The sequence below is a fragment of the Arthrobacter sp. SAFR-044 genome, from assembly GCF_059414985.1.
This window is the reverse complement of record NZ_JBPFDN010000002.1, coordinates 158722-175379: the sequence shown is the minus strand read 5'-3', so window position 1 is coordinate 175379 and position 16658 is coordinate 158722. Positions and strand designations below refer to the sequence as shown.

At 67.0% G+C, this 16658-nt stretch carries 17 protein-coding genes; 10 read left to right on the top strand and 7 right to left on the bottom strand.

Features of this window, described 5'->3' with window-relative positions:
• Positions 1–44 precede the first annotated feature (44 nt).
• Both corA and ACR65J_RS03515 read right to left on the bottom strand, forming a co-directional pair.
• Positions 45–1040 carry a magnesium/cobalt transporter CorA gene (gene corA, locus ACR65J_RS03520; RefSeq protein ID WP_440166134.1) on the bottom strand — a complete coding sequence of 332 codons (996 nt, stop codon included), beginning with the start codon at positions 1038–1040 and terminating at the stop codon, positions 45–47.
• Positions 1041–1532, bottom strand: a complete 492-nt coding sequence (locus ACR65J_RS03515) for an Lrp/AsnC family transcriptional regulator (protein WP_440166132.1) — start codon at positions 1530–1532, stop codon at positions 1041–1043. It abuts the gene before it with no gap.
• 170 nt (positions 1533–1702) lie between these two features.
• On the opposite strand from ACR65J_RS03515, the gene ACR65J_RS03510 reads away from it, so the two are divergent.
• The gene (locus ACR65J_RS03510) at positions 1703–2950 is read left to right on the top strand and encodes an MFS transporter (protein WP_440166130.1); all 1248 of its coding nucleotides are present in this window, start codon (positions 1703–1705) and stop codon (positions 2948–2950) included.
• A 20-nt stretch (positions 2951–2970) separates the two neighbouring features.
• Here ACR65J_RS03510 and ACR65J_RS03505 read toward each other — a convergent pair whose 3' ends face one another.
• Together ACR65J_RS03505 and ACR65J_RS03500 are read right to left on the bottom strand one after the other, a co-directional pair.
• Positions 2971–3474: an Lrp/AsnC family transcriptional regulator gene (locus ACR65J_RS03505; RefSeq protein WP_440166128.1), complete on the bottom strand. Its 504-nt coding sequence runs from the start codon at positions 3472–3474 to the stop codon at positions 2971–2973.
• A gap of 131 nt (positions 3475–3605) precedes the next feature.
• Positions 3606–4841, bottom strand: coding sequence for an MFS transporter (locus ACR65J_RS03500; protein ID WP_440166126.1), 1236 nt, complete (start codon positions 4839–4841; stop codon positions 3606–3608).
• A 98-nt stretch (positions 4842–4939) separates the two neighbouring features.
• Here ACR65J_RS03500 and ACR65J_RS03495 point away from each other — a divergent pair, with 98 nt between their 5' ends.
• Entirely contained in the window at positions 4940–5914 is a 975-nt protein-coding gene (locus ACR65J_RS03495) for a LysR family transcriptional regulator (protein WP_440166124.1), read from the top strand.
• A gap of 87 nt (positions 5915–6001) precedes the next feature.
• Complete coding sequence (locus ACR65J_RS03490; protein WP_440166122.1) at positions 6002–6952, top strand: N-acetylglucosamine kinase; 951 nt, start codon at positions 6002–6004, stop codon at positions 6950–6952.
• Here the strand turns inward: ACR65J_RS03490 and ACR65J_RS03485 are convergent.
• Positions 6949–7968 carry a pirin family protein gene (locus tag ACR65J_RS03485; RefSeq protein WP_440166120.1) on the bottom strand — a complete coding sequence of 340 codons (1020 nt, stop codon included), beginning with the start codon at positions 7966–7968 and terminating at the stop codon, positions 6949–6951. The two genes, ACR65J_RS03490 and ACR65J_RS03485, sit on opposite strands and share 4 nt — an antisense overlap.
• 239 nt (positions 7969–8207) lie before the next feature.
• On the opposite strand from ACR65J_RS03485, the gene ACR65J_RS03480 reads away from it, so the two are divergent.
• The 6 genes from ACR65J_RS03480 (at position 8208) to ACR65J_RS03455 (ending at position 14008) form a co-directional block, all read left to right on the top strand.
• On the top strand, positions 8208–9308 hold the full coding sequence (locus tag ACR65J_RS03480; protein WP_440166118.1) for an ABC transporter ATP-binding protein: 1101 nt from the start codon (positions 8208–8210) through the stop codon (positions 9306–9308).
• The gene (locus ACR65J_RS03475) at positions 9308–10036 is read left to right on the top strand and encodes an ABC transporter permease (RefSeq protein WP_440166116.1); all 729 of its coding nucleotides are present in this window, start codon (positions 9308–9310) and stop codon (positions 10034–10036) included. The genes ACR65J_RS03480 and ACR65J_RS03475 overlap by 1 nt, the downstream gene beginning before the upstream one ends.
• Positions 10033–10779, top strand: a complete 747-nt coding sequence (locus ACR65J_RS03470; protein ID WP_440166114.1) for an ABC transporter permease — start codon at positions 10033–10035, stop codon at positions 10777–10779. Before ACR65J_RS03475 ends, ACR65J_RS03470 begins: the two co-directional genes overlap by 4 nt.
• Entirely contained in the window at positions 10776–11738 is a 963-nt protein-coding gene (locus tag ACR65J_RS03465) for an ABC transporter substrate-binding protein (RefSeq protein WP_440166112.1), read from the top strand. The genes ACR65J_RS03470 and ACR65J_RS03465 overlap by 4 nt, the downstream gene beginning before the upstream one ends.
• Before the next feature lie 143 nt (positions 11739–11881).
• Positions 11882–13102: a pyridoxal phosphate-dependent aminotransferase gene (locus tag ACR65J_RS03460; RefSeq protein ID WP_440166110.1), complete on the top strand. Its 1221-nt coding sequence runs from the start codon at positions 11882–11884 to the stop codon at positions 13100–13102.
• Between the two features lie 51 nt (positions 13103–13153).
• The gene (locus ACR65J_RS03455) at positions 13154–14008 is read left to right on the top strand and encodes a polyphosphate kinase 2 family protein (RefSeq protein WP_440166108.1); all 855 of its coding nucleotides are present in this window, start codon (positions 13154–13156) and stop codon (positions 14006–14008) included.
• 60 nt (positions 14009–14068) lie between these two features.
• On the opposite strand, the gene ACR65J_RS03450 is transcribed toward ACR65J_RS03455, so the two are convergent.
• Together ACR65J_RS03450 and xseA are read right to left on the bottom strand one after the other, a co-directional pair.
• Positions 14069–14287, bottom strand: a complete 219-nt coding sequence (locus tag ACR65J_RS03450) for an exodeoxyribonuclease VII small subunit (protein WP_056334565.1) — start codon at positions 14285–14287, stop codon at positions 14069–14071.
• Positions 14284–15636 (bottom strand): exodeoxyribonuclease VII large subunit, encoded by a 1353-nt coding sequence (gene xseA / locus ACR65J_RS03445; protein WP_440166106.1) that lies wholly within the window; start codon positions 15634–15636, stop codon positions 14284–14286. The genes ACR65J_RS03450 and xseA overlap by 4 nt, the downstream gene beginning before the upstream one ends.
• 161 nt (positions 15637–15797) lie before the next feature.
• Here xseA and ACR65J_RS03440 point away from each other — a divergent pair, with 161 nt between their 5' ends.
• On the top strand, positions 15798–16649 hold the full coding sequence (locus tag ACR65J_RS03440) for a hypothetical protein (RefSeq protein WP_440166104.1): 852 nt from the start codon (positions 15798–15800) through the stop codon (positions 16647–16649).
• Positions 16650–16658 lie beyond the last annotated feature (9 nt).

The window sequence follows — 16658 nt, the reverse complement described above, 5'->3', positions numbered from 1 at the left end:
TGCCGCCTGAGGTCCGGGCCTGCGGTGCCCGAACCCTGGGATCCCTAAATCCAGCCCTTCTTTTTGAAGATCCCGTACATGGCGGCCCCGGCAGCCACCATGAGGACCAGGGCAAAGGGATAGCCGAGGGTCCAGTGGAGCTCGGGCATACTGTCGAAGTTCATGCCGTAGATGCCAGCCACAAACGACGGCGCGAAGAGGATTGCTGCCCAGGACGAGATCTTCTTGACCTGTTCGTTCTGCTCGGCGCTGGCCTCGTTCTGCCGGTTGGCAGTCAGTGTTCCGTCCAGGGTCAGGGCGTTCTGCAGCAAGTCCCGGAACGAGTCGGCCCGGGAAATCACCCGCTCGACGTGGTCTTCCACGTCGCGCAGGTTGTGCCGCAGTTCAGTTTCCACCTGGTACTTCTCGAAGCCCCGCTTCAGCTGGTCCAGCATTTCCGGCAGGGGGTGGATGGCGCGCTGGAACTGGATCACTTCGCGGGCCAGCTCATAAATCCGGCGTGAGACCGAGGAGTCGCCGCTGAACAGCTGGTCCTCAATCTCGTCAATGTCGTTCTCCAGCCCGGCCACCACCGGCGCGTAGTCATCCACCACCCGGTCCAGCAGGGCGTAGAGCACAGCCTCGGGGCCGTGCTGGAGGAGGTCCGGCCGGGCCTCCAGCCGCTGCCGCACGCGGGCCACGCCGGCCGTTTCCGCATGCCGCACCGTCACTACAAAGTTCTTCCCGGTGAAGACGTGGAGCTCACCGAACTCCACGCTCTCGTCCGCATCCAGGTACCGGGCAGGCCGCAGGACCGTGAAGAGGTTGTCGTCATACCGCTCAAGCTTGGGCCGTTGGTGGGCCGAAACGGCATCCTCCACTGCAAGCGCGTGGAGCCCGAACTCGTTGGCGACCGCGCTCATTTCTTCCGCAGTGGGCCGGTAGAGCCCGATCCATGCCATGCCGCCGTGCCGGGCCAGCGTCTCAAAGGTCTGCTCAAGGCTTTCGGGCTCGGCGTGGCGGACGCCGTTGACGTAGACGGCGTTATCGATGATGGTCATTCAGGAAATCCTAGCCGTGGCTGCGGCACTGCTGAGGCCGCTGATGAGGGGTTCGGTGCGGTAGGGGATATGGGTGTGCAGGGCCAGGACGGTCTCTGTCCGGATAACTCCCTTGATCCTCAGGACCTGCCGCAGGGATGACTGGAGGTTGTGGGTGTCGGTGGCAACCACCCGGCACCAGACGTCGCCCCGGCCGGAGATTTCATGGACTTCCAGGACCTGCGGGATGAGGCGCAGCGCCGCCACCACGCCGTCGAGCTCGCGGTGGGAGACTTCAATCGTTACGAACGCCACCACGTCATAGCCCACCGCCTCCAGGTCCACCTCGCGGCCGCCCGGGCGCAGCACGCCGGCGCGGAGCAGGCGGCGCACGCGCGACTGCGCCGTGTTGCGGGCGATGCCCAGCGAGTCGCTGAGCTCACCGATCTGGATCCGGGGATCCCTGATGAGGGCCAGGAGGATCTTCAGGTCTGTAGGGTCCAACTTGTTCACGATCGTCACTCTCCATCACGCCAGCACCCATATGTTGATGATTTTGCTCAATTATCCGCCAGATATCGGATGGATAGTGCAGCCGTGCCGCACTCTTGAACCAACACAGTTGTATCCGCGCCGGGCTCCCACAAGGACCACCCGCCGCGGCGGACCCCTAAGGCGGCACAATGACGGTCTTCAGCGAACTGCGCATGCGTCCGGTAACGGCCACGCCCAGCGGGTGGAATGCGTCCACCACGGCACGGCTGGTGATTTCCGGGGCGGCCATCTTCATGCTCCTGGTGGGCGCCAACCTCGCCACGCCGCTGTACCCCTTGCTGCAGGCCAACCTGGGACTGTCCAGCCTGGAGGTAACCGCAGCCTTCGCCAGCTATGTCCTGGCGCTGGTGGGAACGCTGCTCCTGGCCGGGCACTGGTCGGACCATATCGGCCGGCGGGCGGCCCTCCTGGTCGCCGTGCTGACCGGACTTGCGGGCGGCTGGATCTTTGCCGGGGCCCAGACGCTCGCGGCCCTGTGCGCCGGCCGGGCCCTGCAGGGGATGGCAGTTGCGCTCGCCACGGGAGCCAGCGCGGCGGCCCTGCGTGAACTGCTTCCGTCCCGGCCGGAGTGGGCATCGCGCTTTACCCTGCTGGCATCCTCAGGGGGAGTTGCGGCAGGCCCCGTCATCGGCGGCCTGCTGTCCCAGCTTCCGGGCGCCACCACGGCTCCCTACGCTGTCCATTCCGTGCTGCTCGCCGGGCTCCTGGTGCCGCTTTACCTGATCCGCGCCCGCCCGGCCATCGTGGTGCCTGCGGTGTCCCGGCCGCTGCATGCCCTTGCACCGCGCCGGCCTTCCGTGTCCAGCCAGGCGAGGGGCCCTTTCTGGCTGGCATCCGGCGTCGGCTTCCTCAGCTTTGCCGTGTTTGGCTTCTCCCTGTCGCTGGCCCCGGGCTACTTCGCCCAGGTCCTGGGCACGGACTCCCGGCCGCTGATCGGCGTGCTGGCGGGCCTGCCGCTTGGTGCGTCGGCCCTGAGCCAGCTGGTGACGGTCCGCGGGCGCCTGACCGTGCCAGTGGGCCTGGCCGTCCTCGGCATTTCCGTCATGCTGCTGGGGGCCGCCGGTGCCTGGCGCAGTCCCCTGATGCTGGTGGGGGCCGCCGTTGCCGCGGGGGTGGGGCAAGGGCTGGCGTTCCGGACAGTCTTCAACGACGTGGCGGCCCGGGTGGAACCGGCACGCCACGCGCAGATCATCAGCACCGTCTACGTCATCACCTACCTGGGAAGCGCCGTGCCGGTGCTGGGCCTGGGCTGGGCCAGTGCGGCGTTCGGGATGGCAGCTGCCGTGCAGGGCTTCGTCCTGCTGTGCGGCACAGCGGCCCTCGTTCTTGCCGCCGCAACGGTGCTCCAGCCGGCAAGGCGGCAGGCCGCCGCCTGAGCAGTCGCCGTGGTCCGGTGCTAGTCCGGAAGCGGGCCGTGGTTGCCCTGGATGTGTTCGAAGACGAGGGTGGTTTCGGTGTGGCCCACCACGGGGTCGGTGGCCAGGTTGTCCAGTACCCAGTCGCGCAGGTCTTCGGTGCTTCCGACGGCGATGTGCAGCAGGTAGTCGACCGAACCTGAGGTGTGGAAGGTGGAAAGCACGGCAGGCAGGTGCGGCACGCGTGCGGTGAAACGGTCGATCTGGTCCCTGTCGTGGGCGCGGAGCCGTACAGCCACCAGCGCCTGCACGGACCTGCCGATCGCGGACAGGCTCAGCTTCGCCTCGTAGCCCTGGACGATGCCACGCTCCGAAAGAGCCCGTGTCCGCATCAGGGCGGTGGAGGGTGCAATTCCCACCATCTCGGCGAGCTGTTTATTGGAGATCCTGGCATCCGCCACCAGGGCCGCGAGGAGACGCTCGTCGATGGCGTCCAGCGCCTCCAGGGGCGCCCCGGGCCTGCTGTTCCTGGCATTCGTACTCACTGCGGTTCCTTCCAAGCGGTCCTAGTTCATCCTAGACCGCAGAATCACCGCTACCCGCGCAGCAGCGGCGCGCCCTGCCGAACATCCAAACCATAATGCGGCCGCGTGGGCCCGGTTAATTCGCCCATACCTCAGGAGGCGGGTTCCGCCCCGGGATGGACGACGGCGACAGTTGCGGCAGTCAGGCACGCCAGGACCATGACGCCTCCCGCAAGGGCGCTCCAGCCCCACGCCTGGAAGACCAGGCCGCCGGCCCAGCCCAGCAGGCTGGAACCCAGGTAGTAGGCAAGGTTGTACAGCGACGCCGCCTGCGCCCGTCGGGTCCTGGCGATGGCGCCGGTCCAGCCCGAGCCGATGCTGTGGGCTGCAAAGAAGCCGCCGGTAAACACCACCAGCCCGGCCAGGATCAGGACCAGGGACTGGACGAGGGTCAAGGCCAGTCCTGCCAGGGACAGCGCAAGTCCTGCCAGCAGCACGTTCCGGCGGCCGTACCGCATGGTCATCCCGGCGGCCCAGCGCGAGGAAAACGTACCGGACAGGTAGGCCAGGAAGATCAGGCTGATCACCGTGGCCGGGAGCCCGAACGGGGCACCGGAGAGCCGGAAGCCCAGATAGTTGTAAACCGCCACGAACCCGCCCATCATCAGGAACGCCTGGGCGTACAGGGCCAACAACCTGATGTTCCCCAGGTGGCCGCCGAGGGTCCGGACGGCATTGCGGAGGCCGGAGGCCCGGGCAGGGATGAAACCCCTGGCCCGTGGCACCAGGACAAGGAATGCGACGGCGGCAACGGTCGCCAGCAGGGACACAGCCAGGGCTGCCGACCGCCATCCCCAGAGCTCCCCAACGGGCCCCGCCACCAGCCGGCCGGACAGTCCTCCCAGCGTGGTGCCGGCAACGTAGCTGCCAGCGGCCAGGGCGGCATGGGCCTTGCTGACTTCCTCGTTGAGGTAGGCAATCGCGATGGCGGGAATGCCGCCCAGCGCCATTCCCTCCAGCAGCCGCAGGACCAGCAGCATGGTGAAGCTGGTGGACATCGGCACCAGCAGCCCCAGGACGGTGGCAGCGGTGATGCCCCACATCATGGCCTTCACCCGGCCGATCCTGTCGGCCAGGAACGACCAGGGAATCACTGTGGCGGCCAGGCCCACGGTGGCAAGGGAGATGGTGAGGGCGGCCTCGGCAGCGGTGATGCGCAGGTCGGCTGCCAGGAGGGGAAGGACAGCCTGGGTGGAGTAGAGCTGGGCGAAGGTGGCCACACCCGCGCAGGACAGGCCGGCCAGGATCCGCCCGTAGGCCCTGGATCCTTTGGCATGGCCGGTCCAGAGGGGGGAAGCGTCAGTGCCGGCGCCTGCATTCTGTGGCATCCAACCAGCGTAGTCCGCCCACAATAAATGCTTCCAATGCATGTTTTGTGTAAAGCTGATAGCCAAAGCGGATCATTCAGGGTGCGAAAGGGGCTGTCATGGAACCGGACCGGAAGCAGTTGGCCCAGCTGTTGCCACTCCTGCCGGTGCTCGCCGAACTGGGCCGGACAGAGCACGTGACAGAGACGGCGGAACTCCTTGGAGTACCCCAGTCAACGGTGAGCCGGGCACTTGCGCGGGCCAGCGCCGCCGTCGGCACCGAACTCCTGGTCCGGGACGGCCGGGGAGTCCGCCTGACTCCTGCCGCCCGGACCCTGCTGCCCTTCATTGAGCAGGCGCTGGCGGAGTTCCAGGCCGGTCTGGACCTGGTGCGCAATGAGTCCGACGTGGCCAGGGGCACCGTCTCCGTGTCCTTCCAGCACACCTTCGGCGAAGCCACCCTTCCGCTGCTGATCAGTGCCTTCCGTGCCCGGCACCCCGGCACGGGCTTCCGGCTCAGCCAGGGCGCCCGCAGTACCTGCCTGGAAGAGTTGTCATCGGGGGAGGCTGACCTTGCCCTCACCGCACCCGTCGCTCCACCCGGCAAAAACCTTGATTCGGCGCCGCTGTACCGCGAGCCGCTGCGCCTGGTGGTGCATCATGCCCATCCGCTCGCGCGGCAGCGCATGGCCCGGATGGCCGACATCCGGACGGAACCGGTGGTGGTGATGAGGCCCGGCTACGGGCTGCGTTCCCTCACCGACGCGCTCTTCCGGGAGGCCGGATACCGCCCGCGGATCGCCTTCGAAAGCCAGGATTCCCATACCGTCCGTGGCCTGGTCTCTGCCGGCCTTGGCGTCAGCATCCTGCCGCCGGGCGGCGACGCTCCCGGCCGGACGCCGCGTCCTGAAACGGGAGACCTCGGGTGGGTGGAGGTTCCCCTGGACTCGGCGCTCGCCTTCCGGGAAGTCGGCCTGAGCTGGCGGCGCCGGAAGACCGAAAGCGAGCCGGTTCCGGCCAGGCTTTTCCGTGAGCTGGTGGTGGGGCAGGGGCCCTCCTTGCTGGCCGGGCTGGTCACCGGCCCAGGCGGTTGAGCCGGGGAAAATGTCCGACGGCGGCGGCTGGCTTCCGGTGCCGGGGCGGCGGGGTGCCAAACACCATGGGGCAAGTACCCTTGTGACGTGACAAACACCCAGAACCCCTCTGCCACTCCTTTTGATCAAGCGGCAGGCTCCGCGCCGAGTCCTTTGCACGGCATCACGATCGGGCTGGACATCGGCGGCACCAAGACGCATGGCATCCGTTTCGAGGACGGCCTCCCCGTGGCCGATGAGTCGGCCGGAAGCTCCAACGTCCAGAATGTGAGCCGTGAACAGGCGGCACGCAACCTTGCGGACCTGTTCGCCAGGATCGGCGGAGGACGGGTGGACCGGGTGTACGCGGGATCGGGCGGAATCGATACCGATGAAGACGCGTCCGCCCTGGCTGCGCTGATCCAGCCCCTGGCCCCCGAAGCACGCGTCACCGTTGTCCATGACTCCCGCCTCCTGCTGGCCGCGGGCCGCGCCGCCACCGGCGTAGCGGTCATTGCGGGCACCGGATCTGCCGCGTGGGGACGCAATGCCGGCGGCGGCGAGGCCAGGGCCGGCGGTTGGGGATACCTGCTGGGGGATGAAGGCAGCGGCTACTGGCTGGGCCGGGAAGCGGTGCGGCACAGCCTCCGCAGGATGAACCAGGGCCTGCCCGTCGACCAGCTCACGGCGGCGCTCCTGGCGTCCTGCGGGCTGGACCATCCCAACAAGCTCATCGCCTTGTTCCACTCCCCGGACACCGGGAGGCGCTTCTGGGCGCAGCAGGCAAGGCACGTCGTGGAAGCCGCGGCCTCCGGGCACCAGGACAGCGCAGCCCTGCTGGACCAGGCCGGGCAGGACCTCGCGGCCCTGGCCGGCCAGGTGCTGGGCCAGCTGAAAATTGCGGGTCCAGTGATCCTGGGCGGAGGGCTTGGCATGAACGTGGCGCCCCTGCAGGAGTCCTTCCGCCGGAACCTCGCCGAAACCGGCGTTACGGACGTCAGGGTGCTGGACCAGGAACCGGTGTTCGGCGTCCTGCAGTTGGTGGCGGAACCCGCTTAGCCCACGGAACGCTTCCGGGGTGTCAGCCGGACGCCGGGGAGCGGGGGAGCGGGAATGCGGCCGGCCTCCGCCCCGGCGTCCGGGCCGTGGCCGGGCACCAGGCCGTAGCGGGCTGCCGCCGTTTCAGCGTCCGCCAGCCCGGCCTGCGCTTCCCAGTCCTCCCTGGCCTGTTCCACTTCGTCATGGGTGCGGCCCACGAAGTTCCACCACATCAGCAGTTCCTCACCAAAGGGCTCGCCGCCGATCAGCAGGAACCTCGTGTCGGGCAGGGCCTCCACTCGAAGTTCGCTGCGGCCGGTGCCCAGGTAGCCCAGCGGCCCCGCCGGCAGGTCCTGTCCGTCCACCGCCAGGCCGCCGTCGAGCACCAGGATGCCGTGCTCAAAGCCGGGGTTCAACGGCAGCACCGCGTCCCCTTCGCAGGAAACGTCCGCGCCGACGATCGGCGAAAACATGGTTGCGGGGGAGACCACCCCTGCCAGTTCTCCCACCATGACCGTCGCCGTGAAGCCCCGGCCGGCGGCGCGCGGCAGTTCCCGGTGCTGTTCGAACGCCGGTTCCCTGTGCCGGTCGGCGTCCGGAAGGGCAACCCAAAGCTGCAGGCCCCGCTGCAGCGGCAACTCCCCGCCGTCGGCAGGAAGTACTGCAAATTCGGAGTGCGATACGCCGTGGCCTGCTGTCATGATGTTCAGCTCTCCGGGGCGCACCACCACGTCGCTGCCCACGCTGTCCCGGTGGTGGATGTGCCCCGCCAGCGGCCAGGTCACCGTCTGCAGCCCGATGTGGGGATGGGGAAGGACGGACATCGCGGTCCGGTCCGGACCGAAACTGTCCAGGAAGCACCAGGCCCCGATGGTGGGGAGGCCGCGCTGGGGCAACGTGCGTTTGACGTTCATGGCGCGGACCCCACCCAGCGGCACCTCACGTTCAGGCCACAGCTGCAGGCAGGGGCCGGACGTCCCTCCTGCGGGGGCGGGCGGGCAAACTTCCTGCTGGGGCGAAACTTCCAAGTTGGTCACGCCTCCACTTTAGGCCCGGCTGCGGCGGCCGGACAGGAAGCCACTGTCCGCCCGGATCCCGGGAAACCCATCCACCGCAACCGGGGTTCCGAATGGTTACAGTAGGGATTCCTTTGCGCGGATTAGGGCCTCAGCTGCTGAAGCCTGCCATCGTTTGGGCTACCGTAACTAACAGCGTGCTTATGGCAATTTCGCGGTGCTGGGAACAGCCCGTCCAAGAGAACAGGTAAGTCCGCACCATGGACCAGGCGATGATCGAGTTCCAGAGTGTTACCAAGCAGTATCCTGGCGGCCAGCCGGCTGTGGACGGACTGTCCATGTCCATCGCCAAAGGTTCCGTCACCGTCTTCGTGGGCCCTTCAGGCTGCGGAAAGACAACGTCCCTCAGGATGATCAACCGCATGGTGGAACCCACGTCCGGGACCATCACCGTGGACGGCCGCGACGTCACCACGGTACCGGCGGCGGAACTGCGCAGGTCCATGGGCTACGTCATGCAGTCGGCCGGGCTGCTGCCGCACCGCTCCGTCCTGGACAACATCGCCACCGTTCCGCGGCTGAACGGTGTGTCGAAGGCGAACGCCCGCAGGCGGGCGGAGGAGCTCCTGGACGTGGTGGGCCTGGCGCATTCCCTGGGCGCGCGCTATCCGTCGCAGCTGTCCGGCGGCCAGCAGCAGCGCGTCGGCGTGGCCCGCGCCCTCGCTGCAGATCCGCCCGTGCTCCTCATGGATGAGCCCTTCAGCGCAGTGGATCCCGTGGTCCGCGACGAGCTCCAGCATGAGCTGCTGCGGCTGCAAAAGGACCTGGCCAAGACCATCGTTTTCGTGACCCACGATATCGATGAAGCCACCATCCTGGGCGACAAGGTGGCTGTCTTCGCTACCGGCGGCAAGCTGGCCCAGTACGCCTCGCCTGAGGAGATCCTGCGGGCGCCCGCCAACAACTTCGTGGCTTCCTTCGTGGGGCGGGACCGCGGCTTCCGCCACCTCGGTTTTTCCCCCTCGGACGGCGTGGCGATCCATCCGGTGCCCACGATTATCCGGGCTTCCGGCGGGTACGAATCGGACTCCAGTGCTGCCGGCGGCTGGCAGCTCGTGGTGGATGCGGACAAGCGCCCGCTGGGCTGGTCGGCACCCGGCACGGAGACGGAACTCGTTCCCGGCGGTTCGCTGTTCCGCCCGGGAGAGAGCCTGCGCCGCGCCCTGGATGCTGCCCTGTCCTCGCCGTCGGGCCTTGGCGTCGCCGTCGATGCCGAAGGCGTGGTCCTGGGCGTGGTCCGCGGCGGTGAAGTGCTGGCATTGATCGAAGAAGCCCGGCAGATGCGGCAGGCTGCCCTCTGATGGAATGGTTCCTGGCCAACACCGGCATGATCCTGGAACGGGGCGGCCAGCACCTGGTGCTGGCCATCGTTCCCATGGTCCTGGGCCTGTTCATCTCCATCCCGCTGGCACAGTTGGCCCGGAAAAACAGTGCCCTCCGCTCCGTGGTCCTGACGGCCTCCTCACTCCTCTACACCATCCCGTCGCTGGCGCTGTTCATCATCCTCCCCACCATCCTGGGCACCCGGATCCTGGATCCGCTCAATGTGGTGGTGGCACTGACCATTTATGCCGTGGCACTCCTGGTCCGCGCGGCCCTGGATGCCTTCGACTCCGTGGACGCGGATGTCAGCCAGGCCGCGCAGGCCATGGGCTTCAAGCCGCTGGCCCGGTTCCTGCAGGTTGACCTGCCGCTCTCCCTCCCGGTCCTGTTCGCCGGCCTCCGGGTAGTGTCCGTCAGTAACATCTCGCTGGTCAGCGTCGCGGCGCTCTTGGGAGTTGGCAACCTGGGCATGCTCTTCACAGACGGGCTCCAGCGCGACTTCGTCACCGAGGTGGTGGTGGGCATCATCGCCATCCTGGTCCTGGCGCTGCTGATGGATGCCGTCCTGGTCCTGCTGGAACGCATCCTCACACCATGGGAGCGGACGGGCAGCCGGCGGGACCCCAGCGCCGGGCCTCTCTCATCGGAAGCACCTGCCGCAGCGGAGCGCTTTGCCCGGCCGAAGACCGGGGGTGGCAACGCATGAGCAACGTCTTCGCCGACACGTTCGCCTGGCTCGCCAACCCGCTGCACTGGTCCGGAAGCATGGGCATCCCCGTCCGGCTGGGGGAGCACCTGCAGTACACCGCACTGGTGATGGTGATCGCCACCGCCATCGCAGTACCCGTCGGGCTGTTCGTCGGCCACACGGGAAGGGGCCGGGTGGCCGTGGTGGCCCTGGCCGGCGCCCTCCGCGCCCTGCCCACCCTTGGCCTGCTGATCCTGTTCGTGCTGCTGGCGGGTATCGGGCTGATGCCCCCCGTCTGGGCCCTGGTGATCCTCACAGTGCCCCCGCTCCTTGCAGGGACCTACGCGGGCATCTCCAGCGTCGACCGGAACGTGGTGGACGCTGCCCGGGCCATGGGCATGACGGAGCTGCAGGTCCTGTTCCGGGCCGAGCTGCCCAACGCCCTCACCGTCATGTTCGGTGGCTTCCGGACCGGCGTGCTGCAGGTGATCGCCACCGTCTCGGTGGTTGCGTACATCAACCTCGGCGGCCTGGGCCGGTATCTCTTCGATGGACTTGTCCTCAGCGACTTCCCCCAGATGCTGGGAGGTTCCCTCCTCATCGCAGTGCTGGCCATCGCCGTCGACCTGGTCCTGTCCCTGTTCCAGAGGCTGTTCCTGACACCAGGGGCATCGAAGCTGTCCTTCCGCAGCCAGGAGGCTGCGGTTGATCTCACAGACCCCGTTGTTGCGGAGACTGTTGTACAAGGAGGTAAGTCATGAAAGAAAGCCGTCCCCAGCGCCTCGGCAGGCGGGCGTTCAGCGGCCTGGCCGCCGGGCTTGGCCTGGCAGTGGCGCTGTCCGCCTGCGGCGGTTCGTCCGATCCGCTGAAGAACGCGCCCGCATCCAGTGCCGCCGCTTCCGGTGGTGCTACTTCTTTGGTGGTGGGCTCCGCGGACTTCCCGGAAAGCCAGATCATCGCCGAGCTGTACGCCGGCGCGCTGAACGCCAACGGCATCACCGCCACCACCAAACCGAACATCGGCTCCCGCGAGGTCTACTTCAAGGCCGTCCAGGACGGTTCGGTGGATGTGGTGCCGGACTACAGCGGCAACCTGCTGCTGTACGTGGACAAGGAAGCCACGGAAGTCTCCGCAGGGGACATCGCCAAGGCGCTGCCGGGCAAGCTGCCGGACGGGCTCGGCGTCCTGGACGTTTCCAAGGCCGAAGACAAGGACGCCATGGTGGTCACCAAGGCAACGGCGGAGAAGTACCAGCTGAAGTCCATTGAGGACCTGGCCAAGGTCTGCAGCGAGATCGTCGTGGGGGCTCCGGCCACCTTCGCCGAGCGTGCCTACGGCCTGCCCGGGCTGAAGAAGAACTACAACTGCGTGCCCAAGAAGCTGGAGCCCTTCAGCGATGGCGGTGGCCCGGTGACGCTTAAGGCGCTGCTTGAGGACCAGGTGCAGGTGGCCGATATCTACACCACCACGCCGTCCATCGCGGACAACGACCTTGTGGTGCTGGAGGATCCCAAGAACAACTTCATTGCCCAGCAGGTCCTGCCCCTGTACAACAAAGCCAAGATGACGGACAAGGCCAAGCAGGCGCTGAATTCGGTGTCCAGCACCCTCACCACGGATGACCTGATCAACCTCAACCGGGCGGTCAGCGGCAGCCAGAAGCAGGACGCCAAGACGGCAGCAAACAACTGGCTCAAGGAGAAGGGAATCGTTAAGTAGCGTCCCGTTCCCTGCCCCTGCGGGCAGCAACACCCTGGTGATTAACGACGGCGGCTGCCGGGCTTTCGAAGGTCCGGCAGCCGCCGTCGGCATGTGGCGGATGTCTCAACGGCCGTGCATCCTTCCTGTGGCATATTTGAGGGATGGCAGAATTCAGGCAGTCCACGAAGCTCAACAACGTTCTTTATGACATCCGTGGACCGATCCTTGAGGCCGCCCAGCAGATGGAGGCCGAGGGCCACCGCATCCTCAAGCTGAACATCGGCAACCCGGCGCCGTTCGGCTTCGAGGCGCCGGACGCCATCCTGGTGGACATGATCCGCCACCTGCCCCACGCCCAGGGCTACAGCGATTCCCGCGGCATCTTTTCGGCCCGCACCGCCGTTTCGCAGTACTACCAGACCCGCGGTATCCAGAACATCCACGTTGACGACATCTACCTGGGCAACGGCGTCAGCGAGCTCATCACCATGTCCCTGATGGCGCTGCTCGATTCAGGCGACGAGGTGCTCATCCCGACGCCGGACTACCCGCTCTGGACGGCGTCTGTGGCGCTCGCCGGCGGCAAGCCGGTGCACTACCTCTGCGATGAAGAGTCCGGCTGGCAGCCTGACCTGGAGGACATGGAAGCCAAGATCACGCCCCGCACCAAGGGCATCGTGGTCATCAACCCGAACAACCCCACCGGCGCTGTATACCCGGAAGAGACCCTGAAGCGCATCGTGGCCCTCGCCGAAAAGCACGGCCTGGTGGTTTTCGCCGACGAGATCTACGAAAAGATCCTGTACGAGGACGCCGTCCATGTGAATCTGGCCGGCCTCACCGGCGACCACGTCCTGTGCCTGACCTTCAGCGGATTGTCCAAGGCGTACCGTGTCTGCGGATACCGGGCCGGCTGGATGGCGATCTCAGGACCCAAGAAGGATGCCGCGGACTACCTCGAAGGCATCAACCTCCTGGCGAACATGCGCCTGTGCGCGAACGTCCCGGCCCAGCATGCCATCCAGACGGCGCTGGGCGGTTACCAGAGCATCAATGACCTCATCCTGCCGGGCGGCCGGCTGCTGGAACAGCGCAACAAGGCCTACGACATGTTGAACGCCATTCCCGGCGTCAGCACCCAGCAGGCCAAAGGCGCCCTGTACCTCTTCCCCCGGCTTGACCCTGAGGTCTACCACATCCGGGACGATGAGAAGTTCGTCCTCGACCTCCTGAGGGAACAGAAGATCCTGGTGTCCCATGGCCGGGCCTTCAACTGGGTGCGCCCGGACCACTTCCGCATGGTGACGCTGCCCAACGTGAAGGACATCGAAGAAGCCATCGGGCGCATGGGGGACTTCCTAAGCAGGTACCAGGGGAACTAGCCTGTGCTCACGGGCCGCCGGGCCCGTGCACCCTTTGCGGAAAGGAACCCCATGGCCCGCGTCGTTGGCTTCGACCAGCATCCGTCCCAGACCCTCAGGGCAGGGGAGGGGTTCTCCCTTGCGGCAGTAGACCCGGGCTCGACGCCCGGCTACAGCGGAAACAAGGACAACGGCAAGCTGCTGCTGGCCGAGATGGACGACGAACTCGCTGGGCTGCAGGAAAAGCTGTTCGCCGAGTCCCGCTTTGGGGGGACCCAACGCATCCTGCTGATCTTGCAGGCAATGGACACCGCCGGCAAGGGCGGGATCGTCAGCCATGTCATGGCAGCCATGAACCCCCAAGGTGTCCAGTTCAAGGCGTTCAAGGCCCCCACCGACGAGGAAAAGTCCTATGACTTCCTGTGGCGGATCGAGAAGGAAGTGCCGGCTGCCGGCATGGTGGGTGTCTTTGACCGCTCCCACTACGAGGACGTCCTCATCCATAAGGTCCACAATTGGGCCAGCCCGGACGAGATTAAGCGGCGGTACGTTGCCATCAACGAATTCGAGGCCAGGCTGACGGATTCCGGGACTAAGGTGGTCAAGGTGATGCTGCACATCAGCGGGGATGAGCAAAAGGAACGGCTGCTGGCCCGGCTGGACAACCCCGCAAAGCATTGGAAATACAGCCACGGCGACCTTGACGAGCGCGCGTTCTGGGACGACTACATGAGCGCCTACCAGGCGGCGATCGACGAAACAAGTACGCCGGACGCACCGTGGCACGTTGTTCCGGCCAACAAGAAGTGGTTCGCCCGCATCGCCGTCCAGCAGCTGCTGCTCGGCGCCCTGTCCGGCATGAACCTGAAGTGGCCCAAGGCGGATTTCGATGTCGCCGCCGAACGGGAGCTCGTGGCCCGCTCCTGACCCCGACGCCTGGTGCGGCGCGCTGGCCGCCCCAGGGGGTTTTGGCTGTTCCGGCCCTACTTACAGTGGCTGGTCGCGGGCAGCGGCCAACCGTTTCCGTGCGCCTTCCAGCCACTCTTCGCAGCGCGCGGCCAAGGCCTCACCGCGCTCCCATAGGGCCAGGGATTCCTCCAGGCTTGCCCCTCCTGCCTCCAGCCTGCCCACCACTGCGATGAGCTGTTCCCTGGCTTCCTCGTAGCTCAGGGCTGCGACATCGGACTCTGGTTTCTGCTCGGTCATGCCTTCCCTTCCACTTCCTGGTGCTGGTCTTGGTTTCCTCGGTGCGGTGCCCCGGTGGACTCTGCGGAACCGGTGGAGGTGGCTCCGAAGCGGCCCTCCGCCACCCGGATGGACAGGGCGGCGCCCGCGGGCGCCTCGGCCGGCCTGCGGACGACGGCGTGGCCGGCTTCAGCGATCCGTGCGGCCTGGTCTCCCGCCAGTTCGACGACGGCGTACCCCCGGTCCAGGGTCTTCTGCGGTGAGAGCGCGCGCACCTGGGCTTTCAGGTGCTGGAGCTGGTCTGCTGCCCGTACCACCGTTGAGCTCACTGCAGCGGAGGAGCGCCGCAGGAGCCGCTCGATTTCCTCGCCGCGGACCGAGACCATGCCTTCGGGCGCCGCCATGACAGGACGGGAATGCAGTGCCGCCAGCCGGTCCGACTCCCGGTCCACCAACCGCTCCATGCAGCGCCGCACCTGTTCCCGCGCCTGGCGGACGCCGGCAAGCTCCTCGGATACCTCCGGCACGATCCGCTTGGCGGCGTCGGTGGGGGTGGAGGCCCGCAGATCGGCGACATCATCAAGCAGCGGGCGGTCCGCCTCATGGCCAATGGCACTCACTATTGGCGTGTTGGCGGCGGCCACGGCACGGATCAGCTCCTCGCTGTTAAAGGGCAAAAGATCCTCAAGTGCCCCGCCGCCCCGGGCGATGACGATGACATCCACCTCCGGCCGCCCATCAAGTTCACGCAGGGCACGGATCACCTGGGCCACGGCCGTGTTCCCCTGGACGGCAACCTCGCGGATCTCGAACTCCACCGCAGGCCACCGCAGGGCCGCGTTGCGAAGGATGTCCTTCTTGGCGTCCGAGTCCCGTCCCGTGATCAGGCCGATGCGGTGCGGGAGCAGGGGCAACCGCTTCTTCCGGGAGTCGGCAAAGAGTCCCTCGGTCGCGAGGGCCTGCCGCAGCCGTTCAATCCGGGCCAGCAGGTCACCCAGTCCGACCGGACGGATGTCCCGGACCAGCATGTTCAGCCTGCCTGTCTTCAGCCAGAATTCCGGTTTCAGCAGGGCTACCACCCGTGAACCGCGTTCCAGCGGAAGGTTCTGCCGCTCCAGGACCTTGGTCCACACCGAAGCGGGAAGTGACACCTCAGCATCCACATCGCGAAGGGTGATGTAGGCGTTGGTGCCGCGGCGGTTCAGCTCAATGACCTGCCCTTCCACCCACGCCGACGGGGTGCGGTCGATGTGGGCCTTCAGCTTCTGCGACAGCAGCTGCAGCGGCCACGGGTTGTCCGGGCTGGTTTCCGCTGCCGTGGCAGGCAGGGTAGTGGGTGCAGTGCCTGGAAGGGAGGCCTGGTCAGACATGCGGACGCCGGTGGGAGGCTGGTGCTGCGGGCATGCGGTCCTTTATCTGTTGTGGGCGGTCAATCAACCTTATCCATAAGGTGTAGCACCGGGGACTGACAGGGGCAGCCTCCCGACCCTGCCTAGGATGGGTAAAGGCCCCCAACCCCGAAGGACCTGTTGTGCGCACTTTTGTCTCTGCCCTCGCCACCGTGCTGGGCATCCTCCTTGCCGCCGTTGCCATTCCCGCCATATGGGTGGACCGGAACATTGTCCAGGAAGACGGGTTTGTCCGTCTGGCGGCCCCGCTTGGCAAGGACCCGGAATTCCAAAGGAAGCTGGCTGCGGCGGCGGTGGGAACGATTGACACCGGATCGGTTCCCGGGTTTCTGTCGGACCTGGTGGAGCCGATGCTCGAGAAGGCCGCAGAGTCGCTGACCGGGCTGCCCGGCTATCCGGCAGCCTGGGAGGAGACCCTTCGCAGAAGCCACCGCCTCAGCTTCGCCGACCCGGCCGTGGCGCCCCAGGGTGGAGCGCCTGCATCGTCGCTGACCCTCGACGTCGCCCCACTGGTCGCCCTGGGCTCGGAGGAGATCTCCCGCACCACCAGGCTCCCCCTCGACCCGCCCGAGCAGACGCTGATCAATGTAGGCCAGCCTGCGCAAAGGGAATGGACTGAACGGCTCGCCACCTACGCCCCCATGGGCTACCTGCTGGCCATCGGCTCGGCCGTGGCGTTCCTGCTTGCGCTCGTGGCGGCACGCCGCCGCGGTACCGTGCTGCTGGCCGCCGGCCTGGGCGGACTGGCATTGGCCGGGCTGTGGGGACTGGGCCTGCAGCTGGGCTCATCCCGTGCCCAGGCCACGGACACCGGCAACGCGGTGGCCAACATGTTCCGCGACGAATTCCTCGCCGCCGCGGGCGCGGACTTCCACACGTGGATCGCCACCGCCGCGGTTGCCGGCGGCGTCCTGGTGGCAGCGGGCATTGTGACGTTGTTCGCATCCCGGAAACGGGCGGGGACCAGCCGGTAGCATGGTGGG